The organism is Bradyrhizobium sp. RP6 (genome assembly GCF_003837805.1).
GTDB lineage: Bacteria > Pseudomonadota > Alphaproteobacteria > Rhizobiales > Xanthobacteraceae > Bradyrhizobium.
The window spans coordinates 125,377-147,217 of record NZ_RQIT01000018.1; the positions used below are offsets into that span (position 1 = coordinate 125,377).

Below are 21,841 nucleotides of genomic sequence, written 5' to 3' on the forward strand. Positions count from 1 at the left end.
CCGCATGCTGCCACACTCCCTCCCGCTTGGGGAGAGGAGACGCGATCGGCGCCTGGCGCCGACCGGTTTAGCGCCGGCGGATGAAGCCGACGATGTCCTTGGAGAGCTTCATCGTCTCGTCGGCGATGGCACGGGCCCGGTCGGAGCCGTCGATGAGGATCGCGTCGATATGGCCGGGGTCGGCGACGAGGCGCTTCATCTCGCCGGCGATCGGCGCGAGCTTGGTGACGCACAGCTCCGCCAGCGCGTTCTTGAAGCTGGAGAACTGGCCGCCGCCGAACTCGCGGAGCACCTCGGCCTTGGAGCGGCCGGAGAGCGCGGCGAAGATGCCGACGAGATTGTCGGCCTCGGGGCGGGCTTCCAGGCCCTTTTCCTCCGTCGGCAGCGGCTCCGGATCGGTCTTCGCCTTGCGGATCTTCTGCGCGATGGTGTCGGCGTCGTCGGTGAGATTGATGCGCGAATTGTCGGAGGCATCCGACTTCGACATCTTCTTGGTGCCGTCGCGCAGACTCATCACGCGCGTCGCCGGGCCCGTGATCAGGGGTTCCGGCAGCGGGAAGAACAGGCCGTCATTGTTTCCTTGCGCGCGAATGGAGTCGCCGAAATCGTTGTTGAACTTCTGCGCGATGTCGCGCGAGAGCTCGAGATGCTGCTTCTGGTCCTCGCCGACCGGAACATGGGTGGCGCGGTACAGCAGGATGTCGGCGGCCATCAGCACGGGGTAGTCGAACAAGCCAACGGACGCGTTTTCGCGGTCCTTGCCGGCTTTCTCCTTGAACTGGGTCATGCGGCCGAGCCAGCCCATGCGGGCCACGCAGTTGAAGATCCAGGCGAGCTCGGCATGGCCCGAGACCTGGCTCTGGTTGAACACGATGTGCTTCTTGGGATCGATGCCGGCTGCGATGAAGGCCGCAGTCACCTCCCGGGTGTTGCGCGTGAGCTCGGCCGGGCCGCCCCAGACGTCGACGCCCTGCGTGATCGCGTGCATGTCGACGACGCAATAGATGCAGTTGTGGGTTTCCTGCATCTTCACGAAGTTGACGATCGCGCCGAGATAATTGCCGAGGTGCAGATTGCCCGTCGGCTGGACGCCCGAAAAGACCCGTTCAACGAATGGCATGGTTAGTTTTCCTGGCAAGCCTTCCTGAAGCTATTCGGCCGTCGTTTCCAACAGCGGCGCTGCCCCGTCAAGGGCAATTCCACCTCTCTCATCGGGAGAGGTCGCGCCGAAGGCGCGGGTGAGGGGGTGGGCTCCATCGAGGGAGCTAGTCCCTCCCCCGATTTGCTGCGCAAATCGACCTCTCCCGACGGGAGAGGTGAAGAGCCGTCGGCGCGCACTCTAATGAGCGGGCCGTTTCAACGCGTGAACCGCTTCGCGCCAGGACGCCGCTCCGAGGATCTGCAGCAGCAGGCCGTAGACAGCGATTCCGGCCGCGATCTGCGCGCCGAGCACGATGAAATCGATGATGCCATGGGCTCCGGCCGGCACAAGGCCTGCAGTCAGCCAGAGCAGAGTGCCCATGGCAGCGGCGGCGAGCGCGATCCGCGGCAGCCGCTTGCGGGCGCTCGCATCGACCGAGAAGCCGAACTCGCTCGTGCCCTTGCGGAGCAGCGAGAGCGCGCTGCTCCAGGCGCCGGCCGCGATGCTGGCGGCGATCCCGCTCGTGTCGAAGAGGTGGCCGAGCAGGAGGGCAAGCGCGACTGCGACCACAAAGCCTTTGGCCGTGGCCAGCAGCGGCGTCATCGTGTCGCTCCGGGCATAAAAGGCCGGCGATAGCGCCTTGATCAGCACATGCGCCGGCAGTCCCAGCGCCAGCCACATCAACGCATGCGCAGTGGCCGCGCTGTCGCCCGCGCCGAACGCACCATGCTCGAACAGCAGCCGCACGATCGGCTCGGCCAGCACGACCAGGCCGAGCGTCGCGGGCAGCGCCAGCCCGGCCGCAAGCTCCAGCGCGCGCGATTCGGCATGCGCCACGGCGTCGCGATCGCCGCTGCTCACGGCGCGCGTCAGCTCCGGCACGAGCACCGTGCCCATGGCGACGCCGACGATGCCGAGCGGCAGCTCGATCAAGCGGTTGGCGAAATAGAGCCAGGATACGGCGGATGGTGTTGCCGAGGCGATGATCGCGCCCGCGACCATCAGCCATTGCGGGCCCGAGCTTGCGAGCATGCCGGGGATCGCCTTGGCGAAGAAGCCGCGCATCTCCTTGTCGAAACTTGCGCGCAGCGGCGCCGCAAGTTGCGCGCTTCGTTGCGACAGCAGCATCAGAAGTTGCAGCAGGCCGGCGATGCCGACGGTGGCCGCCAACATCCACGCAGCGAAACTGGCGTCAGCATGCCAGGCGAGCAGCACCGCGATCGCGGCGATCAGCGCGATGTTGAACAACAGGGGCGAGAACGCCGTCAGCGCGAAGCGGCCCTGCGCATTGAGCAGTCCCATGAGCACGGTGACGGGACCGGCAAAGGCGAGGTAAGGCAGCATCAGCCGCGCACTCTCGACCGCGCGATCGAGCGTGCCGCTCCCAAGGAAGCCCGGTGCGACGACCGTGATGACCAGCGGCATCAGCAACGCGAGCAGGATCGACATCGCGATCAGGGCCGCGCTGACCGTGCCGAGCACGCGCCCGGCGAACGCCGCTGCGGCTGCCGCCCCGTCGCGATCTCTGATGCGCAGCCAGGCCGGGATCAGCGCCGCGTTCAGCGCGCCCTCGCTGAGCAGCCGGCGCACCACGTTGACGAGCTGAAACGCCGCGAGAAACGCATCCGCCACGGCGCCGGTGCCGAGCAGCGCCGCAATCATTGAATCGCGGGCAAAACCCAGCAGCCGCGAGGCCAGCGTTCCCGTCGAGACGGTGAGGAAGGAGCGGATCATCGGCCCTTTATCATACCGTTGCTTGCCCGCGCCGGCCCGGTCATGATAGGCCGCGAGCTTGGATTTCAGGCCGACAGGAAGCGGATTTCCGTAAGGTCCGCAATCCGGCAAACAGGATCAAGGTGAATGGCTGACGTGAAATATGACGTTCTCGGCATCGGTAACGCGCTGTTCGACGTGCTGGTCAGGACCGACGAGGCCTTTCTGGCCAAGCATGGCATGGCCAAGGGCAGCATGTCGCTGATCGACGAGGCTCGCGCGGCCGCCATCTACAAGGACATGGGTCCGGCGACGGAAGTCTCGGGCGGCTCGGCCGCCAACACCATCGTCGGCATCGGCAGCCTGGGGGCACGCGCCGCCTATGTCGGCAAGGTCAAGGACGACCAGATCGGCAACCTCTATGTGCATGACATCCGCGCCGCCGGCGTCGCCTTCAACACGCCCGCCGCCAAGGACGGCCCCGCCACGGGCTGCTCCTACATCCTGGTCACCGGCGACGGCGAGCGCACCATGAACACTTATCTCGGCGCGGCGCAGGACCTGTCGCCCGCCGATATCGACCCGGCCGAAATCGCGAGTGCCGGAATCGTCTATCTCGAGGGCTATCTCTGGGACCCCAAGAACGCCAAAGATGCCTTCGTCAAGGCGGCCAAGATCGCCCATGACGCCAGGCGCAAGGTGGCGCTGACGCTGTCGGATTCCTTCTGCGTCGACCGCTATCGCGACGAGTTTCTCTCGTTGATGCGGGGCGGCACCGTCGACATCGTCTTCGCCAACGAATCCGAGCTGCATTCGCTCTACATGACCTCGGACTTCGACACCGCGCTGAAGCAGCTGCGCAACGACGTCAATCTCGGCGTCGTCACCCGCAGCGAGAAGGGCTGCATGGTGGTGTCGGTGGAAGACGCCGTTGCCGCGCCGGCATTCCCGGTCGACAAGGTGGTCGACACCACGGGCGCCGGCGATCTCTTCGCTGCCGGCTTTCTCTATGGCCTGGCGCGCAATCTTGCGTACAAGCAGTGCGGCGAGCTCGGCGCGCTCGCGGCCGCCGAGGTGATTCAGCACATCGGTGCGCGTCCGCAGGTGTCGCTCAAGGAGCTGGCGCAGCAGCGCGGGCTGACCGCGTAGAGCGCGCGACTCTCTCCTCGTCATTGCGAGCGAAGCGAAGCAATCCAGTCTGTTTCCGCAGAGACAGCCCGGATTGCTTCGTCGCAAGAACCTCGCAATGACGGCGAGACTCACGCTGTCTGCGCCGCCTTCAATCCCAGCCGCTGCTCCACCGCGTCGCGCATCACGAATTTCTGGATCTTTCCCGTCACGGTCATCGGGAATTCATCGACGAACTCGACATAGCGCGGGATCTTGTTGTGGGCGATCTGGCCGTCGCAGAAGGCGCGGACCTCCTCGGCCGTCAGCATTTCGCCCGGCCTGACGCGAATCCAGGCGCAGAGCTCCTCGCCGTACCGGGGGTCTGCGACGCCAAAAATCTGCACATCCTGGATCTTGGGGTGACGGTACAGAAACTCCTCGATCTCGCGCGGGTAGAGATTCTCGCCGCCGCGGATCACCAGATCCTTGATGCGGCCGACGATGTTGCAATAACCCTCGTCGTCGATGGTGGCGAGGTCGCCGGTATGCATCCAGCCATTGGCGTCGAGCACGTCGGCCGTCTTTTCCTTCTCCTCCCAATAGCCCAGCATGACGCTGTAGCCGCGGGTGCAGAGTTCGCCGCGTTCGCCGCGCTTGACGATCTTGCCTTCGAGATCGACGACCTTCACCTCGACATGCGGGTGAATGCGGCCGACCGTGGAGACGCGCCGCTCGAGCGGATCGTCGGTTGCGCTCTGGAAGCTGACCGGGCTGGTCTCGGTCATGCCATAGGCGATGGTGACCTCGCGCATGTTCATCTCGGTGTTGACGCGCTTCATCACCTCGATCGGGCAGGGCGCGCCGGCCATGATGCCGGTGCGCAGCGATTTCAAATCGAACGTCTTGAACTCGGGGTGATCGAGCTCGGCGATGAACATGGTCGGCACGCCGTAGAGCGCGCTGCATTTCTCCTGCTCGACGGCACGCAGCGTCGCGAGCGGATCAAAGCCCTCGCCCGGGTAGACCATGGTGGTGCCGAGCGTGACCGAGGCAAGGTTGCCCATCACCATGCCGAAGCAATGATAGAGCGGCACCGGAATGCAGATGCGGTCCTGCTCCGTCAGGCGCATCGCGCGTCCCGTGAAATAGCCGTTGTTGAGGATGTTGTGGTGGGTCAGCGTCACGCCTTTCGGCGACCCCGTGGTGCCGCTGGTGAACTGGATATTGACGGGGTCGTCGAATTGCAGGGCGGCGCCGAGCGCGGCAAGCTGCTCGCGATGCTGTGCCTGGCCCATGCGCGCGACCTCCTCGAACGCGACAGTGCCTGAGGCCGCCGGGCCGCTGATCTGGATCACCATCCGCAAGGCCGGCAATCGCGCCGCCTGCAACTGCCCGGGCCTGGCGTCCGCCAGCTCCGGCAGCAGCGTGTTGAGCATCTCCATGTAATTGCTGGTCTTGAACGCGGTGGCGGTGACGATGGCCGCGCAGCCGACCTTTTTCAGCGCGAATTCCAGCTCGCTGAGCCGGTAGGCCGGATTGATCGTCACCAGGATCAGGCCGGCCTTGGCGGCGGCGAACTGGGTCAGCGTCCATTCCGGCCGGTTCAACGACCAGATGCCGATCCGCTCCCCGCGTGCGAGCCCGAGCGCGAGAAAGCCCGCGGCGAGTGCATCGACCCGTTCGGCGAATTCTTTCCAGGTCCATCTGACGCCGTGGCTGGGCGAAACCAGCGCCTCGCGATCGCCCCAGCGGCGCACAGCCCGGTCGAGGCTGCGGCCGATGGTGTCGCCGAGCAGCGGCGCGTCCGAGATACCGCAAACGTAACTATCCGCTTTATCAGCCAAATTGTCAGCCAAGTCGAAATCCTCTCGTCAAAACACCCAGCATAGTCTCTCGGTCGTCATGCCCGGGCTCGACCCGGGCATCCACGTCTTTGTGCCCTGCGGCTGCACGTGGATGGCCGGGCCTTCGCCGCGCCGAAGCGGCTTCGGCCGCGCAGGCGTGACGATCCCGGCCATGACGGGTTGGTGAGAGCCGCGCCTTCAGGCCGCCTTCTGCCCGCTTCCAGCCGCATCCAGCCCGGCATAAACGCCGCGCTCGAATCCCGCGAACGCCTCCAGGCATTTCGCATCCGCGAACGGCAACAGCTGCATTAGGATCACGCCGGTGACGTCGCGGGCCGGGTCGATCCAGTAATAGGTGTTGGCGAGGCCCGCCCAGGCGAGGCTCCCGGCGCTGCGTCCTTCCGCGGTCTTGGCGGTGTTGATCATGAAGCTGAGGCCCCACTTCTTCACCTGTTCCGGATAGAGGTCGACGTCGTTGGTGTACATCGGCGCCGCCGTCGTCATCTTGCCCATGGCGAGATCGCCGATGTGGTTCTGCCCCATCGTCGCAACGGTCTCGGCCTTCAGCACCTGGTTGCCGTTGCCGCGGCCCCTGTTGAGGATCATCTGAGTGAACTTGATGTAGTCGGCCGCGGTCGAGTAGAGGCCGCCGCCGCCCATGTGGAATTCCGGCTCCTGCTCGAGCTCGAACGGGATGGCAGCCAGCTGGCCGTCCTCGCCGCGCGCGTGCATGCCGACCAGGCGCTTGCGCATGTCGTCGGCGATCTTGAAGGCCGTGTCGTTCATGCCGAGCGGGCTGAACAGATTGTCGCGCAGGTAAGCATCCAACCGCTTGCCGCTGACGGCTTCCACGGCCTTGCCGACGAAATCGATATTGGTGCCGTATTCCCAGCGCGTGCCGGGGTCGGTCATGATCGGGGTCTTCAGTGCCGCATTCTGGCAGGTGGTGATGGCGGGGATGCCGTTCTTGTCCAGATAGACCGCGAGATCGCCGTTCCACATATTGTAGCAGAATCCGGCGGTGTGGGTCATGAGCTGGCGCAGCGTGATAGGTCCCTTCGCCGGGCGCAGCTTCGCCTCGCCGTTGGCATCGAAGCCTTCCAGCACCTGCGGATTGGCGAGATCGGGAAGGACGTCGCCGATCGGCGCATCCAGCGACAGCTTGCCCTGCTCGACCAGCTGCATTGCGCCCGCTGACGTCACCGCCTTCGTCATCGAGGCAATCCAGAACACGCTGTCATCGGTCATCGCGTCGGGCTTGGACAGGTCGCGTTTGCCGAACGCGCCCTGATACAGCACGTCGTTACCGCTCGCGGCGATCGCGACGACGCCCGGAATCTCCTTGGCCTCGCTCTTCTGACGCAGAATCTCATCGATCTGTGCTTTGCTTTGCATGGCGTTTCCTCGGGTTTGATTATTGTTGGAAGTGATCGATTGTCGTCCCACATGCCCGGCGCGGCAAGCGCATCTACACGCGTGCGCCGGTCGCGATGTCGTGACTTGACGGCCTTGGCCCCACGCAGGACGACACGGGCTGAACGGCGACGCTCCTTCGCAATCTGCGGTGGATGGCCACACGTCGCCCTCACCCTGGATTGGGCTCCAGGCGATATGTTTCACGAGTTTTTGGACGCCTGAAACATTTCGTGAGCTGCTGCGTTCAGCACCCGGTCCGATCCATGGGCCGACTAAGATTTGATGCAATGTTGCCGTCCGTGGACGGGTGGCGAGGGGGACCTGAGATGATTTCGACCTGGAGCGAATGGAAGCGCTATCCCCGTCAGGGACGGGGAGAGAACCTGGAGGCGCCGATTTCGCCCGGCATTTACGAGGTCCGCATCGCCGGCACCGGCGCACTCTATTCCTTCGGTGCGGTCGACAATCTGGCGCAGGCGCTGGCGCTGCTGCCGGTCGGCTCGAAATCATGGTTCGGCCGCCGCGACACCTCTTCGGTCCCCGATCTCGAATACCGGACCTGCGCGACCTCGTCGAAGGCTGATGCCAAGGCCGCCGCCGAGCGCATGATCGGCCGCCGCGAGACCTATATGAGCGGCGCGGCGTAAGGCCGCTGCCAGTTTAACTGCCATCTGACGTGCGTTGCAGGGCGGTGCATTGCGCATCGTCCATCCCTATATTGCGGCCGATCCGATCGCCGCCAGGGAGAAACGCCATGACCCAGACCGCCGCCGCACGCGCCCCGCAAGCCACCGCCACCCTGCGCGACCGGCTGAAGGATCCTTCGCTGCTGAAGGAGGCCTGCTACATCGACGGCGCCTGGGTCGGCACACCGGTATTTGCCGTCAACAATCCCGCCACCGGCGTCGAGCTTGCAAAGGTTCCGCAGCTTGGTGCGGACGAGACCACCAAAGCGATCGAAGCCGCCGAGCGCGCCTTTCCGGCCTGGGCCAAGCACACCGCCAAGCAGCGCTCCAACATCTTGCGCAAATGGTTCGAGCTGATCGTCGCCAATCGCGAGGACCTCGCGCTGATCCTCACCTCCGAGCAGGGCAAGCCGCTCACCGAGGCGCTGGGCGAGGTCGATATCGGCGGCGCCTATGTCGAGTTCTTCGCCGAGGAGGCGCGCCGCGTCTATGGCGAGACCATCCCGACGCAACGTCCCGATGCGCGGCTGCTCGCGATCAAGCAGCCGATCGGCGTCTGCGGTGCGATCACGCCATGGAATTTCCCGAACTCGATGATCACGCGCAAGGTGTCCCCGGCGCTCGCCGCCGGCTGCACCGTGGTCCTGAAGCCCGCCAACGAGACGCCGCTGTCGGCGTTGGCGCTCGCCGTGCTGGCGGAGAAGGCCGGCGTGCCCAAGGGCGTCTTCAACATCATCACCGGCGATGCCCCGCCGATCGGAAAGGTGCTGTGCGAGCATCCGGCCGTGCGCTTCGTCGGATTCACCGGCTCGACCGCGGTCGGCAAGATCCTCTATCAGCAGGCCTCGGTCGGCGTGAAGCGGCTCGGCCTCGAGCTCGGCGGCAATGCGCCGTTCGTGGTGTTCGACGATGCCGACATCGACGCGGCGGTCGAAGGTGCGATCGTCTCGAAATACCGCAACATGGGCCAGACCTGCGTCTGCGCCAACCGCCTCTACGCCCAGGACAAGATCTACGACGAGTTCGTGCAAAAACTGTCGAAGAAGGTCGCAGCGATGAAGATCGGCGACGGCACCGAGAGCGGCGTCACGCAAGGGCCCCTGATCAACATGAAGGCCGTCGACAAGGTCGAGCGCCACATCGCCGATGCCGTGAAGCGCGGCGCCAAGGTCGTTACCGGCGGCAAGCGGAGCGAGCTCGGACGTTCGTTCTTCGAGCCGACCGTGCTGGCCGACGTCAAGCCGGACTCGCTGGTGTCGCAGGAGGAGACCTTCGGCCCGCTAGCGCCGGTGATCCGCTTCAAGGACGAGGCCGACGTCATCGCGATGTGCAATGCCTCGCCGTTCGGTCTGGCCTCCTATTTCTATTCCCGCGATCTCGGCCGCGTCTGGCGCGTCGCCGAAGCGCTGGAGTCGGGCATGGTCGGCGTCAACACCGGCCTCATCACCACGGAGGTCGCGCCCTTCGGCGGCGTCAAGGAAAGCGGCCTGGGGCGCGAAGGCTCGCATCACGGCATGGAAGAATATGTCGAGATCAAATACGTGATGATGGCGGGGGTGTAGCCCCCGGCCTCGTGTTACGGGTCGTTGCGACTCAACTCTGGCCGTTCGAGATTAAACTCGAAGTCTGTGCCGCTACCTTCGCCTTTCACGACCCGCATTTTTTCGCCGGCCGGCACACGCCCGGCCGTCGAAGGCGGGATCAGCCAAGGCTTCACGCCAATCACGCCTTGGCAGCAACGTACCCGTAAAAGTTCATGAGAAAGTCCTTCGTGGCGAGGGACTTTATGGCGCCGGCTTTATTCGGGTGCGGGATCTCGTAATCGCCATTGCCCCATGAGAAAACCTTCGCCTTCACGTACCCGTTCACGACCTGTATCTTTTCGCGCAACACGACCCAGTGCATCGTGAACGCGGAGCCTTTATCGGACTGATCATCATAGTCCGTCATATTGGCGCTTATGAAGAGGCATACGCGATACCCCCGATCGAGCAGGGTGTTGGCTTCGTTTACATCGTCGATGCCTTTGTTGAATCGCGAGATGTTGGTATTCTCGCGCACGTCCCGGTATCCGGCCTTGCGGAACCATTGCTCCATTTCGCTCGGCAGGGTGACGCCGGCAAGATCGCTGATTTTGCCCGTGTCGTCGAAATCGAGGAACCAATTCTCTGAATCGCGTATGGAGGCGCATGTCAGCCAATCGACGTGGTCCAGCGACCAGGGCGGCGTGTAGTTCCTCACATCCTTTCCCGGCTTGATCAGCAGGCGGCCAAGATTCGCATGCCCCTTCTGATACAGGTCGATCGCGAACCGCGCGTAGTGCCCCGGCTTATCGGATGCATAGCTGAACATCAGCGCGGAGGGCCCGCACAGACTTCCCTTATCCTGATCGATGAGGCTCGGCTTCGCGATGCGCCTGAGAATACCTATCCCGACGCGGTGCGGGTCGAGCTTCGGAAAGAACGTGGTCCTCGTGTTCTTGAGGAAATCGCAGACCATTTCTGCGGCGAGTTTCTTGTGATCCGAATTGAGATCGTATGGCCCGATCCCGAGCCACTTCTTCTTCTCGTCGCCGACGAAAAGGTTGATGAGCTTTTTCGAAGTAGGGGAGAGCGTTCTGGAGGTATTCGCAATGGTGAGCAGGTCGTCCAGCTCGAATGCGGTGACCATGCCGTCCGTGACGGTGGCCCGGATGATATCGACCACCTCCGCGTAATCCAGCTTTGAATCGTCGGCGATGCCTTTGCCAAGTGCAGCATTGACGGAAGGAGTAGCGACGGCATCCCACTGGCCCTTTTGCGGGGCGGGCTTGGCGGCCGCTTTTGTCGACAGTTCGACGAGCCGCTTGAATGTCGGGCCCGCAGGCCGAATGTAACCGTCGGGCGTGCCGGGAAAGTTCTTCTTTTGGAAATATAGAATCGAGCTGTAGAGGCTATCGCTGGCGTGACCGGTCACGACCAGCTGCGGTTTGAGCATGTTCTCGGCACCGCCGTCGGAAATGGAGATCTTGTTGAGCAGCGCAATGACCAGCTCCTGGTCCTTTTTCCAGTTCTGGCAGCTGCGACCCGTTGCCGCGAACCGTCCGACCTTATCTTTCAGCTGCATATGGTGTCTCCGGATACCAAAATGCTGCCTCGGACCTCCTGACATGCGGCCGGCCGAGACAGGCGCTGTGGCAAGTCTTCCGCTGTAGAATGTTGGTCGCACCTGCCGGCTCTAGTGTTCACTCGCAAGGGCCGCGGCTGTCCTGCGGTAAGTTTCACTAGTGCGTGATGGCGCCATGCTTTCTCATGCTGCTTGGTCCAAGGAACCGAACTGATGAGGTCGGGCAACTGCGCTTGACGCAGATCAAAAGCCCTCGGGCGCGACCGCATAGTCTAGCGCGAGCGGCATCATATGGTGGCGCGCGCGCAAGATTGCGGCTCGCGAATGCTGACGAGGATTTCTTTCGCTCCGGGTGAAAAGCAACTCTTAGGCCGCTTCTGGCAGAGCGCCTCGGGATATTGGCGCGGACTTACGGCGTGGACAGCGTGGCTGCTGGTGGTCGCGCTGATCGTCAACGTCATCCTGCAGCTCCTGACGCAGTACGGACTCAACTTCTGGAATCGTGACTTCTTCAACGCCATTGGCCGGAAGGACCAGGCGGAGCTTCTGTCCCAGGCGTTCCGGTTTCTGCCGTTGGCGGCGGCGAGCATCGCCTTGACCGTGTTCTCGGTATGGGCGCGCATGACCCTGCAGCGTTCCTGGCGCGAGTGGCTGAGCAACAGCCTCTATAGCGACTGGCTGGCGGATGATCGTCTTCCGAGGCGCAACGCAATCCAGGGACATCACGAGGCACCGGAGTATCGCATCGCCGAGGATGCCAAGGTCGCGACGGACCTCCCGATCGATCTGGCGACCGGCCTGCTTCAATCGGTGCTCACGATTGCAACCTTCGTCGGGGTGCTATGGTCGGTCGGCGGCAGCCTGGAAATCGATTTCGACGGTATCGCCTTCGCAATTCCCGGTTACCTCGTCCTCGCCGTGATCGCGTATTCCGCCCTGCTGGTGATCGGCATCTGGCTGACGGCCGGCCGTCTGACGCGGGTCATCGAGGAAAACAAGCGCATGGAAGCCGAACTGCGAGCCATCGGCACGCACGTGCGCGAGGTTGGCGAAGGCAAGGTGGTGCAAGAGGCCGGCATGAACGGCCGCCACGCCGTCGGCGCCGCCTTGAAAGCCGTGATTGCGATCTGGCGAATCTACTGCTGGCAATTGATGCGGATGACGCTGGTGACCTATACGGGTCTGCTGGTGACGCCGGTGGTCGGGCTCCTGCTTTGCCTCCCCAAGTATCTTGGCGGCACGATGACGCTGGGCGAAGTGGTTCAGGCTTCGGCGGCATTCGTCGTGGTCCAGACCGCGTTCAACTGGTTCACGGACAATTATGCCAAGCTCGCGGAATGGACCGCCTCCGCCAATCGAGTTGCCGAACTCCTGCTGGCCCTGGATGCGGATCGCGCGCCCGGCGATGAGGCGGGTCATCGATCGATCCCTGCCAATCGCATCGCGCCGTCGGACGCCTGAGACGAGCGCGCGCCCGATCGACAAGGTACGCGCTAAATCTTCAGCTCGTCGCCCGTCACCCGCCGATACGCCTCGAGATACCGCTTGCTGGTCGCGTCCACCACGCTGGCCGGCAGCGGCGGCGGCGGGGCATCGCCGTTCCAGCGGCCGGCGCGGCGTTCGGCATCGAGATAATCGCGGAGCGGCTGCTTGTCGAAGCTCGCCTGCGGCTGGCCGGGCTTGTAGGCATCCACCGCCCAGAAGCGCGAGGAATCCGGCGTCATCACCTCGTCGATCAGGATGATGCGGCCGTCCTTTTCGCGGCCGAACTCGAACTTGGTGTCGGCGATGATGATGCCCTGCTCGCGCGCCAGCTCCTCGCCGAGCGTGTAGATCGCGCGCGTCATGCTCTCCAGCGTGTAGGCGACCTCGTCGCCGACCACTTCGCGCATCCTGGCGATGGTGATGTTCTCGTCATGGCCGCTCTCGGCCTTGGTCGCCGGGCTGAAGATCGCGGGCTCCAGCTTCTCGCTTTCGACGAGGCCTGCCTTCAGCTTCTCGCCGGCCAGCGTGCCGCTCGCGGCATATTCCTTCCAGGCGGAGCCTGAGAGATAGCCGCGGATCACGCATTCGATCGGGAACACGGTGGTCCGCTTGCACAGCATGGCGCGGCCGAGAATCTCGGCGCGGTGCGGCTTCAACGCCGGCACGGCCGCAACGATCTCGTCGGTGTCCGCGCTGATCATGTGATGCGGCACCACGCCTTCGAGCTCATTGAACCAGAACGCGCTGATTTGCGTGAGCACGGCGCCCTTCATCGGAATGGTCTCGCCCATCACCACGTCGAAGGCGCTGATGCGGTCGGTGGTGACGAGCAGCAGGCGGTCGTCGTCGACGGCGTAGATGTCGCGCACCTTGCCTCGGCCGATCTTGGGCAGCGGCAGGTCGCTGGAGAGCATGGTGGTCATCGGCATGGCTTTTCGCAGACAAATCTTTTGCAGGCATGGCCTTCGGGCAAAAACCCGGCCGCGCCGGATGGCGCAGCCGGAAACCGGATTAGCCTATTCCGGCAGCGGAATGAACTCGTGTTCCTGCGGAACTGCGGCGAAGCGGCCGGTTTTCCAGTCCTGCTTGGCTTGCTCGATCCGCTCCTTGCTGGAGGAGACGAAATTCCACCAGATGTGGCGCGGGCCTTCGAGCGCATCGCCGCCGAGAAACATCATCCGCGTGGCCTTGAGCGCCTTCACGGTGATGCGGTCGCCGGGCCGGAAGATCAGGAGCCGCGGCCCCTCGTAACGTTCGTTCGCGATCTCGACCTCGCCGTCCACCATGTAGATCGCGCGCTCCTCATGATCAGGATCGAGCGGCACCGTCGCGCCCGCGACTGCCGTGACCTCGGTGTAGAACCAGGGCGACACCATCGTGACGGGCGAGGCGATGCCGAAGGACGAGCCCGCGATCACGCGTGCGGTAAAATCGCGCTCGGAGATCATCGGCAGGTCCCCGGCGCCGTAGTGCTGGAACGACGGCGCGATCTCTTCCGATCCCGCCGGTAGCGCGATCCAGCTTTGCAGGCCGAGCATCTTCTGGCCCGAGGCGCGTTGCGCATCCGGCGTGCGTTCGGAATGGGCGATGCCGCGGCCGGCCGTCATCAGGTTCATCGCGCCCGGCGCGATCTCCTGGACGTTACCCTCGCTGTCGCGATGCATGATCGCGCCGTCGAACAGATAGGTGACGGTCGCGAGCCCGATATGCGGATGCGGCCGCACGTCCATGCCCTTGCCGGAGACGAACTGCACCGGACCGAAATGATCGAAGAAGATGAAAGGCCCCACCATCTGCCGCTTGCCATGCGGCAGCGCGCGGCGCACCGCGAAGCCATCGCCGAGATCGCGCGTCCGCGGCACGATGACGAGATCGAGCGCATCGCAGGACATGGGATCGCCTAGCACGGGATCGTTCGAGGGTTGCCAGCTCATGGAGGACTCCTTTTGCCTTCCTTGAACGCGATCGTAGCAGGAATCCACATCGTCGTCGCGGCAAACCCCGCAATCAAGCACTTGCCGCAGGGCAGCCGGATCCGACGTGTGACAAGCTGTCGTCGAAGCTTCACCGTCACGATCAGATGCGATAGCGCGGCAACCGGGGCGAGGCGAATGGGACGGCGACTATCGCCCCAGCTCCGTCGCCTGTGCCACGCGATCGAACCGCTCCAGCGTCATGATCGCGTCCGCGAACTTCTCCGCGCGTGCGTTCAGCACCGGGCGCGCCAGCGTCAGGAATTTCTGCTGCATCGCCTGCGTGTCGGGGAACGAATTCGGCTCGCCGGAAGGATCGGCGTAGAGACGCTCATGCACGCCATCGTCGGTGGTGATGCTGACGCGGGCGCCGAACGGATGGGTACGGCCGATCTCGAGGCGGTCGTCCTGCACCACGTCGAACTTGTCGGCCAGCGCGTCGATCGCGGCATCGCCGAGCCGGTTATAGTCGTCCCACCCGAACGAGCCCTGGTCGAGCGCGAGCGCGCCGGTGAAGAACATCGAGAACTGGCCGCCGACGATCGAGCGCGGGTGTCGCTTGGTCGCGGCATCGCCGGTCAGCGTGATGCCGTTGCGGTGCAGGCCGATCTCGACCCGCTTGACCTGGTCCGGCGTCAGATTGTGCTCGCGCCGCATCGCGATCAGCGCGTCGATCGCGGCATGGGTGTAGCGGCAGCTCGGATAGGGTTTTACGCCGATCTTCATGGTCTCGTAGGTCTTGCCGAGCTCGGCCACCGCCTTGTCCGGATGCGCGTCGTCGGTATAGCCGGCGAGCAGGCCGTGCTTGCCCTCGACCGATTCCGTCGCGCCGACGAAATCGTTGCGGGCGAGCGTCGCGGCGATCACGCCGTTCATCGCGGCGGCGCCGACCTGGTAGCGCTTGTTCCAGGCGCCGTTGACCAGAAATTGCAGCGAGCCCGCGGCCTGGCTGCCGGAGACGCCGAAGGCGGCGATGAGCTGCTTCTCGCTGAGGCCGAACAGCTTGCCGGCCGCCGCCGCCGCGCCATAGGTGCCGGCCGTCGCGGTCGGGTGGAAGCCGCGCGCATAATGCGAGGTCGGGTCGAGCGCGTTGCCGAGCCGGCAGCAGACCTCATAGCCCGCAACGATCGCGGTCAGCACGTCACGGCCGGACGCGCCGACCATCTCGCCGACGGCGAAGGCGGCAGGAACCACCGGCGCGCTCGGATGCAGCGAGGAATCGGCGTGGGTGTCGTCGAAGTCGAGGGAATGGCCGAGCGCGCCGTTGAGCAGCGCCGCGACCGCCGGCGTCCAGGTCTTGGCATCGCCGAACACGGTGGATTCGCCCTTGGTATCGAGCGCCAGCGCCTCCAGCATTTTCAGCATCGACGGGGTCGATTCGGCCTCGCGTCTCGCCCGGATCGCGCTGCCGAGGAAGTCCAGCGTCAGCACTTTTGCGCGACCCAGCACCTCCGCCGGAATATCCTGGTATTTCAGATGGAAGACATAGGCGGCGAGCGTTGCGGTTTCGTGGGCCATCGTGTTTCCTCGTTTTGGCGCGCAAGTTAGGCGGGCTGATTTGGCCTTTCAAGCGGCCTTGGGGCTGCGGGCATCAGCCATGCTTTTGCTTGGCTTCCAGGATCGGACCGGGACTTCGATGGCACTCAAAAAAGAGCTGTTCGACCACATCAGGTCGCGGCGGACGCAATTGGGGCTGGCGATCCGGGTCACGGTGGCCGCGGCTGCGGCCTATGCGATCGCGACCGCGCTGCATCTGTTGCTGCCGCTCTGGGCGGTGCTGACCTCGCTGATCGTAACCCAGATGAGCGTCGGCCGCTCGCTGAAAGCGACGCGCGACTACTTGCTCGGCACCATCGGCGGCGCCGTCTATGGCGGCGCCATTGCGATCCTGATTCCCTATTCCAGCGAAGCCGGCCTGCTGGGGCTTCTGGTCCTCTCCGTCGCCCCGCTCGCCTTCATCGCCGCGATCCATCCGAGCCTCAGCGCCGCCACGGTCACCGCCGTGATCGTGCTCCTGATTCCGACCATGCATCATTCCGATCCCATGACCTCGGCGATCGACCGGGTCAGCGAGGTCGCGGTCGGCGCCGTCACGGGGCTGCTGGTCTCGTTCCTGGTGCTGCCCTCGCGCGCGGTGCGGCAAATCCGCGCCAGCGCGGCGACGCTGCTCGAATTGATCGCGGATGCCTTCACCGAGCTGCTCGCGGGCCTCACGCGCGGCCGCGACAACGACGCGCTGCACCGGATCCAGGACGGCATCGGCACGGCCATGGTCAGCCTCAACGCGATCGGCTCCGAGGCCGAGCGCGAGCGCGCCGTGCGCCTGTCGAGTGGCCCTGATACCGGTCCCTTGCTGCGAACCATCCTGCGGCTGCGACATGACGTCGTCATGATTGGCCGGGCGACGGTCGTGCCGTTGCCGATCGAGGTGCAGACGCGACTATCGGGCCCGCTGACCGAGGTCTCGACGGTGATCGCGCGCTTCCTCCGCTCGGCCGCCGCGGCCTTGCGCGAAGGCGCCGGTGCGCCGCCGATCCATCCCGTCCACGTCGCGCTCCAGCGTTATGCCGAGGCGGTCGCGTTGGTCCGCCAGGATGGCCTGATTCGCGGCCAGCCCAGCGACACCGCCGAGCGCTTCTTCGCGCTCGGTTTCTCCCTGGAGCAGATGCATCAGAATCTGTGCGACCTCGACCGCGTCGTCGGTGAATGGTCGGAGGCTGCGGCCGGCAAGTCCGCGCGGGTGATGGAGTAAGCTACCGTCTGGTCAGGCCCTTGCCCTGCATGCGCCAGACCAGGAGATCGATGCGGTCCTGGCCGAAGAATGGCTCGTTCTCGAACACGAAGGTCGGCACGCCCCAATGGCCTGATGCCGCGTGGTCCTTCTCGTTCTCCGCGATCACCCGCTCGTAACGGTCCGGATCTGCGGTGATGGCCGTATCCATCGTGGCGAGATCGAAGCCGGCTCGTTCGGCGGCCCGTGCCAGGTGATCGTCCTCGTTCCACCCCGAGACCGAGCCGTCCCACAATACGCGCGCGATCGCGTAGGTAAATGCAAGCGAGCGCCCTTCGAGCTGCGCCATGGCGCCGAGGCGAGTGAGGCGATGGATGTAGGGCTGCTCCGCCGCGACCTCGAGCGTGGTCAGGTCCTGCACGATCGGATTGGGCCGGGGAAAACGGAACGGAATGCCCTCGTGCTCCGCTACGCGCGTGCTGTCGAGCACCACATAACGAATGAATTGCGGGTTGGTTTTCTTGAAGAAGCCCGGCTCGCGGATCGCCAGCGGATAGACCGGACGCAGGTTCACTGCGAGGTCATACTGTTCGACGAGCTTCAGTGTCTTGGGCAGCGCCAGATAGCTGTATGGGCTCCGATAGGAGTAGAAGAGGTCGACGGACAGCGTCATCGGACAGGCTCCACGATCCGTCCCATCATGTTGCGGACGACGAGCTTGTGGAAGGGCATGATCAGCGCGAGATAGGTCCGGCCGAGCAGGTTGTGCGTGCGCACCAGCGTGGTCGAGGTCACCTGCCGGCTCGCGGCATTGCCTGAAACGTCGACGACGATGCGGAAATCGAGGTGCGAATCGTCGAAGCCGGCGACGAGCTGCTCCGGCGTCTCGCTCAGCACCGGAAACAGGCCGATCAGGCCGTGCGGCGCCGGGGCGCCTTCGCCCGATGTCTTCAATCCGAACGGCTTCACCAGAATGTTGCGCAGGCGCAGCAGTGCGTCGATCCAGCGCGGTCCGTCCAGCACCATCCTGGTGCAGGCCTCGCGGGCATTCACTGCCGTCGCGCCGATTTCCACGCGAAACGCGTCGATGAACTGGGCACCGGCCAGCAGTGCATTGGCATCGACCTCAGGTGTGACTTCGCGGACGGTCCCGATCATCCCGCCAATCTGCGCGTCAGCATCCGGAAGCGCAAGATCAGCAGCCCGGCATAAACGAACGTTCCGACCGAGAATCCGATCCAGACGCCGACCGCGCCGAGCCCGGCATCGAACGCCAGCACCCAGGCGATCGGAAAGGCGACGGCCCAATAGCCCATCGCCGCGAACAGCAGCGTCATCCTGGTGTCGTTGAGGCCGCGCAGCGCGCCACCCATGATGGTCTGGAGGCCGTCGGCGATGAAGAAGGTGGCGCCGACCACCAGCAGCGTCCCGGTCAGCTCGACGGTGGCCGCGCTTTCGCTGCCGGCGCCGAAAAACAGCCGGCCGAGCTGGTAGCGCCCGATGATGATGGCGATCGTCAGCGCGGACACCAGCGCGACGCCGAGCACGGCCGCAGCCAGTCCTGCCCGCTTCACGGCCGCGGGATCGCCGCGGCCGAAGGCATGGCCGACCCGCACCGTCGCCGACATGCCGATGCCGAGCGGCACCATGAACAGCACGGCCGTGACCTGGAGCGCGATCTGATGCGCGGCGAGCGCCGTGGTTGAGATCAATCCCATCAGCAGTGCCGCCGAGGAGAACAGGCCGTATTCCATCAGCAGCGAAAACGAGATCGGCGCGCCGATCGCAATCAGCTGGCGCATCAAGGGCCAGTCGATCCGCCACAGACGTGCGAGCGGGCGGTAGTCCGCAAACGGCTTGCGCAGCCCGGCGATGGCGAGAGCGGCGACGAAGGTGCCGAGATTGACCAGCGTGGTCGCAAGCCCCGCACCGAACAGGCCGAGTTCCGGCACGCCGAACAGGCCGTGGATCAGGGCATAGACCAGCGCGGCATTGACGGGGATCGCCGCGACCGTGATCCACAGGGGTGCCTGCGGCCGGTTTACCGCGCTCATCATGCCACGCAGCGCGATGAAGCCGAGCGCCGGTGCAATGCCCCAGGCAAGTCCGTTCAGGTAGCGCTGGGCGAGATTGGCTGAATGCGGCGCCTGCCCGAGCGCGAGCAGGATCTGCTCGCCATAGAGCGGCGAGGCCATCATCGGCAGCGAGATCAGCAGCGCGACCCATAGCCCGACGCGCAGAGAGCGGCGGATCAGCCTGACATCGCCGGCGCCGAACGCCTGCGCCGCCAGCGGCGACACGGCGGACGTCAATCCGAGCCCGAAGGTGAAGCTGACGAAATAGACCGTATGGGCCAGCGCCGCCGCGGCCACCGCATCCTCGCCGAGCCGCCCGATCATCGCGAGATCGGTGGTGATCATCGCGATCTGCCCGAGCTGCGTCAGCATCAACGGCACGGCGAGGCGCAGCGTCTCGACGAATTCCAGGGCGAGATGGTTTGGCGGCACGCCGGCCTGCGGCTGCGCATGTTGTTGGACGGTGTCGAGCATGGCGGCTCAATAGCACAGCCACACGTCGAAAACATGGCCCACGTTTCCCTCTCCCCGCAAGGGGAGAAGGAAGAAGGACCTCAGCCCTTCCTCTCAGGCACGCGCTTGATCTTCGCCCCGAGCGCGTTCAGCCGTTCGTCGATGCGCTCATAGCCGCGCTCGATCTGGTCGGCGTTGTTGATGGTCGAGGTGCCCTCGGCGCATACCGCGGCGAGCAGCATGGCCATGCCGGCGCGAATGTCGGGCGAGGTCATCGTCGCGCCGTGCAGGCGGCTGGGGCCGGCGATGATGGCGCGGTGCGGGTCGCACAACACGATGCGCGCGCCCATCGCGATCAGCTTGTCGACGAAGAACATCCGCGATTCGAACATCTTCTCGAACATCAGGATCACGCCCTCGCATTGCGTGGCGGTGACGATCGCGATCGACATCAGGTCGGCCGGGAAGGCCGGCCAGGGCTGGTCCTCCAGCTTGGGCACATGGCCGCCGAAATCGTCCTGGATCTTCAGCGTCTGGTTCGAGGGCACGATGAGATCGTCGCCCTCGACGCGGCAGAGGATGCCGAGGCGCTCGAAACCCATGCGGATCGAGCGCAGATGCTCGACGCCGGCGCGCGTGATGCGCAGCGGCGAACGCGTCACGGCGGCAAGCCCGATCAGCGAGCCGACCTCGATGTGGTCGGGCTGGATCCGGTAAGTCGTTTCCCCCAGCGTCGCCGGCCCGTGCACGATCATGGTGTTGGTGCCGATGCCCTCGATCTTCGCGCCGAGCGCGACCAGGAAATTGGCGAGGTCCTGCACATGCGGCTCGGACGCCGCGTTGCGCAAATAGGTGACGCCGTCGGCGGCGACCGCCGCCACCAGGGCGTTCTCGGTCGCGGTGACGCTGGGCTCGTCCAGGAAGACGTCCGCTCCGGTCAGCTTCGGCGCGCGGAACTCCAGCCGGTCGGTCGCGGTGACCTTTGCCCCCAGCTGCTCAAGTGCCAGCACATGGGTGTCGAGCCGGCGCCGGCCGATGACATCGCCGCCGGGCGGCGGCAGCATCAGCTCGCCGCAGCGGGCGAGCAGGGGCCCGGCGAGCAGGATCGAGGCGCGGATGCGCACGCAGAGCTCGGGGTCCAGGTCGGCGGCGCGGATGCTCTTGGCGTGAATCACCAGCGTATTGCGGGAGCTCCATTCCGCCGACGCGCCGACGGAGCGGATCAGCTCGACCAGCGTCTCGGTGTCGCGGATCCGCGGCACGTTGTGAAGCGTCACCGGATGCTCGGTGAGCAGCGCGGCGGCGATGATCGGCAGCGCCGAATTCTTGTTGCCGGACGGCTCGATCGAGCCCGAGAGCCGGTGACCGCCCTCGACGATGTATTGGATGGGCGCCACGTGATTCTCGCTGTCTGTTGGTGGGCGGGGCCGTTTCGGCGGAAACTACAGAGAATTGAGCGCGGGAGCAATTGTGCTCGCCGGGACTCGCGGCTCCGCCTGACGCTTGTGGCGGGAAGCCGCCCTTAGAACAGTCCGATGATATTCCCGATCACATAGAGGATTGCGATCAGGATCAGCGCGCCCATCATGAAGAAGGAGATCTCGATCGCGATGGCGCCGGTGCCGAGTGTGGCGGCGACGGCGCCAAGGAGCCGCTCCTCCCGGAAGATCAGCGAGAGAACTGAGAACAGGATGGCGAGCAGGCCGAGCGAGATCGCGGCGACCGAGGCGGTTTCACTCCAGCTTCGTCCAGCCGACTTTTCGACCTTCGGGGCCTGATATTCCACGCCCTTCACCTTTGCGGCGATGCGGTCCTTGATGCGATGCCCGGTGTCGACGATCACCTGGTCCGCCGGCGGCGGCGGAAACACGATCGGCACCACCCAATGTGGCAGCACCGCCGCCATCAGCGCCAGCACGCCGACGATGCTGCCGATGATGCCGAGTCGGCGGGGCGGTACGGTGGAACTGGGCGTTGCAGAGGCGATCATGGCGCGAGGCTTCCCGGCCGGAATGGCCAACGGGTTCATGCCATTTCGTCGCTAGCGAGAGGGGGGAGGTTCAGGGCGGTTGCCATGCGGGTGGTGCGCTCCCTCCCCCGCTCGCGGGG

General features: G+C 65.1%; 18 protein-coding genes. 5 read left to right on the forward strand and 13 right to left on the reverse strand.

Annotated features, from left to right (window positions below; all coding sequences use genetic code 11):
* Positions 1-67: 67 nt before the first annotated feature.
* Together trpS and murJ are read right to left on the reverse strand one after the other, a co-directional pair.
* The gene (gene trpS, locus EHH60_RS27205; RefSeq protein WP_124162459.1) at positions 68-1,120 is read right to left on the reverse strand and encodes a tryptophan--tRNA ligase; all 1,053 of its coding nucleotides are present in this window, start codon (positions 1,118-1,120) and stop codon (positions 68-70) included.
* A gap of 219 nt (positions 1,121-1,339) precedes the next feature.
* Positions 1,340-2,875: a murein biosynthesis integral membrane protein MurJ gene (murJ, locus tag EHH60_RS27210; protein ID WP_124162460.1), complete on the reverse strand. Its 1,536-nt coding sequence runs from the start codon at positions 2,873-2,875 to the stop codon at positions 1,340-1,342.
* 126 nt (positions 2,876-3,001) lie between these two features.
* Between murJ and EHH60_RS27215 the strand changes: the two genes are divergently transcribed.
* Positions 3,002-4,003 (forward strand): adenosine kinase, encoded by a 1,002-nt coding sequence (locus EHH60_RS27215; protein WP_124162461.1) that lies wholly within the window; start codon positions 3,002-3,004, stop codon positions 4,001-4,003.
* Positions 4,004-4,113: 110 nt separating this feature from the next.
* On the opposite strand, the gene EHH60_RS27220 is transcribed toward EHH60_RS27215, so the two are convergent.
* Entirely contained in the window at positions 4,114-5,808 is a 1,695-nt protein-coding gene (locus EHH60_RS27220) for an AMP-binding protein (protein WP_124162483.1), read from the reverse strand.
* Positions 5,809-6,006: 198 nt separating this feature from the next.
* Positions 6,007-7,203, reverse strand: coding sequence for a serine hydrolase domain-containing protein (locus EHH60_RS27225; protein WP_124162462.1), 1,197 nt, complete (start codon positions 7,201-7,203; stop codon positions 6,007-6,009).
* Between the two features lie 347 nt (positions 7,204-7,550).
* Here EHH60_RS27225 and EHH60_RS27230 point away from each other — a divergent pair, with 347 nt between their 5' ends.
* Positions 7,551-7,871, forward strand: coding sequence for a hypothetical protein (locus EHH60_RS27230; protein ID WP_124162463.1), 321 nt, complete (start codon positions 7,551-7,553; stop codon positions 7,869-7,871).
* Positions 7,872-7,978: 107 nt separating this feature from the next.
* Entirely contained in the window at positions 7,979-9,472 is a 1,494-nt protein-coding gene (locus EHH60_RS27235; RefSeq protein WP_124162464.1) for an NAD-dependent succinate-semialdehyde dehydrogenase, read from the forward strand.
* A 160-nt stretch (positions 9,473-9,632) separates the two neighbouring features.
* Here the strand turns inward: EHH60_RS27235 and EHH60_RS27240 are convergent, their stop codons facing one another.
* Positions 9,633-11,015 (reverse strand): hypothetical protein, encoded by a 1,383-nt coding sequence (locus EHH60_RS27240; RefSeq protein WP_124162465.1) that lies wholly within the window; start codon positions 11,013-11,015, stop codon positions 9,633-9,635.
* A 324-nt stretch (positions 11,016-11,339) separates the two neighbouring features.
* On the opposite strand from EHH60_RS27240, the gene EHH60_RS27245 reads away from it, so the two are divergent.
* A complete protein-coding gene (locus EHH60_RS27245) occupies positions 11,340-12,476 on the forward strand; it encodes an SbmA/BacA-like family transporter (protein WP_124162466.1) in 1,137 nt (378 codons plus the stop codon).
* A gap of 32 nt (positions 12,477-12,508) precedes the next feature.
* On the opposite strand, the gene EHH60_RS27250 is transcribed toward EHH60_RS27245, so the two are convergent.
* From EHH60_RS27250 to EHH60_RS27260, 3 genes are all read right to left on the reverse strand, one after another.
* Positions 12,509-13,423 (reverse strand): phosphoribosylaminoimidazolesuccinocarboxamide synthase, encoded by a 915-nt coding sequence (locus tag EHH60_RS27250; RefSeq protein ID WP_124162484.1) that lies wholly within the window; start codon positions 13,421-13,423, stop codon positions 12,509-12,511.
* 93 nt (positions 13,424-13,516) lie between these two features.
* The gene (locus EHH60_RS27255; RefSeq protein ID WP_124162467.1) at positions 13,517-14,434 is read right to left on the reverse strand and encodes a pirin family protein; all 918 of its coding nucleotides are present in this window, start codon (positions 14,432-14,434) and stop codon (positions 13,517-13,519) included.
* Positions 14,435-14,623: 189 nt separating this feature from the next.
* Complete coding sequence (locus EHH60_RS27260) at positions 14,624-15,991, reverse strand: MmgE/PrpD family protein (protein WP_124162468.1); 1,368 nt, start codon at positions 15,989-15,991, stop codon at positions 14,624-14,626.
* A 118-nt stretch (positions 15,992-16,109) separates the two neighbouring features.
* Here EHH60_RS27260 and EHH60_RS27265 point away from each other — a divergent pair, with 118 nt between their 5' ends.
* The gene (locus tag EHH60_RS27265; RefSeq protein WP_124162469.1) at positions 16,110-17,225 is read left to right on the forward strand and encodes an FUSC family protein; all 1,116 of its coding nucleotides are present in this window, start codon (positions 16,110-16,112) and stop codon (positions 17,223-17,225) included.
* 1 nt (position 17,226) lies between these two features.
* Here EHH60_RS27265 and EHH60_RS27270 read toward each other — a convergent pair whose 3' ends face one another.
* The 5 genes from EHH60_RS27270 to yidI form a co-directional block, all read right to left on the reverse strand.
* Positions 17,227-17,877, reverse strand: a complete 651-nt coding sequence (locus EHH60_RS27270) for a 2-hydroxychromene-2-carboxylate isomerase (RefSeq protein WP_124162470.1) — start codon at positions 17,875-17,877, stop codon at positions 17,227-17,229.
* Entirely contained in the window at positions 17,874-18,362 is a 489-nt protein-coding gene (locus EHH60_RS27275) for a DUF2867 domain-containing protein (protein ID WP_124162471.1), read from the reverse strand. The genes EHH60_RS27270 and EHH60_RS27275 overlap by 4 nt, the downstream gene beginning before the upstream one ends.
* On the reverse strand, positions 18,359-19,753 hold the full coding sequence (locus EHH60_RS27280) for an MATE family efflux transporter (protein ID WP_124162472.1): 1,395 nt from the start codon (positions 19,751-19,753) through the stop codon (positions 18,359-18,361). The genes EHH60_RS27275 and EHH60_RS27280 overlap by 4 nt, the downstream gene beginning before the upstream one ends.
* Before the next feature lie 80 nt (positions 19,754-19,833).
* A complete protein-coding gene (gene murA / locus EHH60_RS27285) occupies positions 19,834-21,129 on the reverse strand; it encodes a UDP-N-acetylglucosamine 1-carboxyvinyltransferase (RefSeq protein WP_124162473.1) in 1,296 nt (431 codons plus the stop codon).
* A 125-nt stretch (positions 21,130-21,254) separates the two neighbouring features.
* Positions 21,255-21,722 (reverse strand): inner membrane protein YidI, encoded by a 468-nt coding sequence (gene yidI, locus EHH60_RS27290; protein ID WP_124162474.1) that lies wholly within the window; start codon positions 21,720-21,722, stop codon positions 21,255-21,257.
* Positions 21,723-21,841 lie beyond the last annotated feature (119 nt).

Coding starts and splice junctions, on each gene's coding strand:
- trpS (WP_124162459.1), bottom strand. CDS start 1,120: ATGCCATTCGTTGAACGGGTCTTTTCGGGCGTCCAGCCGACGGGCAAT.
- murJ (WP_124162460.1), bottom strand. CDS start 2,875: ATGATCCGCTCCTTCCTCACCGTCTCGACGGGAACGCTGGCCTCGCGG.
- EHH60_RS27215 (WP_124162461.1), top strand. CDS start 3,002: ATGGCTGACGTGAAATATGACGTTCTCGGCATCGGTAACGCGCTGTTC.
- EHH60_RS27225 (WP_124162462.1), bottom strand. CDS start 7,203: ATGCAAAGCAAAGCACAGATCGATGAGATTCTGCGTCAGAAGAGCGAG.
- EHH60_RS27230 (WP_124162463.1), top strand. CDS start 7,551: ATGATTTCGACCTGGAGCGAATGGAAGCGCTATCCCCGTCAGGGACGG.
- EHH60_RS27235 (WP_124162464.1), top strand. CDS start 7,979: ATGACCCAGACCGCCGCCGCACGCGCCCCGCAAGCCACCGCCACCCTG.
- EHH60_RS27240 (WP_124162465.1), bottom strand. CDS start 11,015: ATGCAGCTGAAAGATAAGGTCGGACGGTTCGCGGCAACGGGTCGCAGC.
- EHH60_RS27245 (WP_124162466.1), top strand. CDS start 11,340: ATGCTGACGAGGATTTCTTTCGCTCCGGGTGAAAAGCAACTCTTAGGC.
- EHH60_RS27250 (WP_124162484.1), bottom strand. CDS start 13,423: ATGACCACCATGCTCTCCAGCGACCTGCCGCTGCCCAAGATCGGCCGA.
- EHH60_RS27255 (WP_124162467.1), bottom strand. CDS start 14,434: ATGAGCTGGCAACCCTCGAACGATCCCGTGCTAGGCGATCCCATGTCC.
- EHH60_RS27260 (WP_124162468.1), bottom strand. CDS start 15,991: ATGGCCCACGAAACCGCAACGCTCGCCGCCTATGTCTTCCATCTGAAA.
- EHH60_RS27265 (WP_124162469.1), top strand. CDS start 16,110: ATGGCACTCAAAAAAGAGCTGTTCGACCACATCAGGTCGCGGCGGACG.
- EHH60_RS27270 (WP_124162470.1), bottom strand. CDS start 17,877: ATGACGCTGTCCGTCGACCTCTTCTACTCCTATCGGAGCCCATACAGC.
- EHH60_RS27275 (WP_124162471.1), bottom strand. CDS start 18,362: ATGATCGGGACCGTCCGCGAAGTCACACCTGAGGTCGATGCCAATGCA.
- EHH60_RS27280 (WP_124162472.1), bottom strand. CDS start 19,753: ATGCTCGACACCGTCCAACAACATGCGCAGCCGCAGGCCGGCGTGCCG.
- yidI (WP_124162474.1), bottom strand. CDS start 21,722: ATGATCGCCTCTGCAACGCCCAGTTCCACCGTACCGCCCCGCCGACTC.